The organism is Mycolicibacterium sphagni (assembly GCF_002250655.1).
Classification (GTDB): Bacteria; Actinomycetota; Actinomycetes; order Mycobacteriales; family Mycobacteriaceae; genus Mycobacterium; species Mycobacterium sphagni.
The window spans coordinates 1-1,284 of sequence record NZ_NOZR01000058.1 but is presented as its reverse complement, the minus strand read 5'-3'; the positions used below and the strand labels follow the sequence as shown (position 1 = coordinate 1,284).

Genomic DNA, 1,284 nt, shown 5'->3' with positions numbered 1-1,284 from the left:
TGGCGAGTCCCCGTTACGGAGTCCACCCGGTTTTAGAGTCGGGTTGGTTTGATCCGTTCTCAGTTGATGCTGCAGGCCACCGGGGTGTGGGTGCACCTGCACGCCGCAGCGTACTCGGCCGGTGTGCGGTAGCCCAGGGCCGAGTGGCGGTGTCGATGGTTGTGGTCGTCCTTGAAGTCGCCGATGACCACACGGGCCTCGAACAGGGTGTTCCAGTAGTTGCGGTTGAGGCACTCCTTACGCAGTCGGTTGTTGAACGATTCGATGTAGCCGTTGTCCCACGGGCAGCCCGGCGGGATGTAGACCGTCCCGGTCTTGTCCTCGCAGAACCGTTGCAGCGCTGCCGAAACCATCTCCGGCCCGTTGTCCATGCGCAGCACCTTCGGCGGGCCACCGTGGGCGGCGAACACCTTCGTGAGCTCTTCGGCCAGGTGCTCGCCGGTGATCGAGCGCTCCACCAGGTTCAGCAGCGACTCGCGGGTGTGCTCGTCGACCATCGAGGCGATCTTGATGGCCTTGCCGTCGATCGTGGAGTCGAACTGAAAGTCGATCGCCCACACCACCTTCGGTGCATCGGCGAGGACCGGCGGTACCGAGGAGATCCCGGCCCGCTTGCGGGGGCTGTGCACCCGGACCTGAAGGCCTTCCTCGCGCCACAGGCGGTGGATCTTCTTCTTGTTGACCTCGCGGCGCTCGTCGTAGCGCAGCGCCGCCCAGGCTCGCCGGAACCCATGGCAGGGGTGTTTGGTGGCGTAGGCGCGCAGCCAGGCCCTCATTTCGGCGTCCGGATCGGCTTGGGTCTGCGCCAGTGGCAGGCGGCGGTAGGTGGAGCGGGCCAGCCCAACGGCCTTGCACGCCAACCGTTCCGACATGCTCAACGTCGTCTTGAGCATATCCACGGCGCGGCGCTTGGCAGCTGGGCTCAGAATTTTCCCTTGGCGACCTCCCGCAACGCGTCCTTCTCGAGTTCGGCGTCGGCCAGCAGCCGCTTGAGGCGGGCGTTCTGCTCGCGCAGCTCCTTGAGTTCCTTGGCAGCGTCGGTATCCATGCCGCCGTAGGCGCGCCGCCAGTTGTACAGCGTCGCCGGCGATACCTGCAGCTCGGCGGCGATCTCCTCACCGGTCTTGCCCTCAGCAGCCAGCTCATCCGCCCGGCGCAACTTGCGCACGATGTCCTCCGCGGAATTCCGCTTCCGACCAGCCATGTGTTCCATCGTCCCTTCCGGCCCGACATCGGGCCACAGGACTCTAAAACCTCCCGGTCTCACTCACGGGGAACACGCCA

At 65.7% G+C, this 1,284-nt stretch carries 1 protein-coding gene; it reads right to left on the bottom strand.

The genetic code is table 11. The annotated features are described in order from the left end of the window. Nucleotides 1-59: 59 nt before the first annotated feature. Nucleotides 60-1,204, bottom strand: a protein-coding gene (locus CG716_RS29365) for an IS3 family transposase (protein WP_094484661.1) whose coding sequence is annotated in 2 segments (ribosomal slippage) — nt 60-937 and nt 937-1,204 — 1,146 coding nt in all. Because the reading frame shifts where the segments join, the coding sequence is not laid out codon by codon here. Nucleotides 1,205-1,284 lie beyond the last annotated feature (80 nt).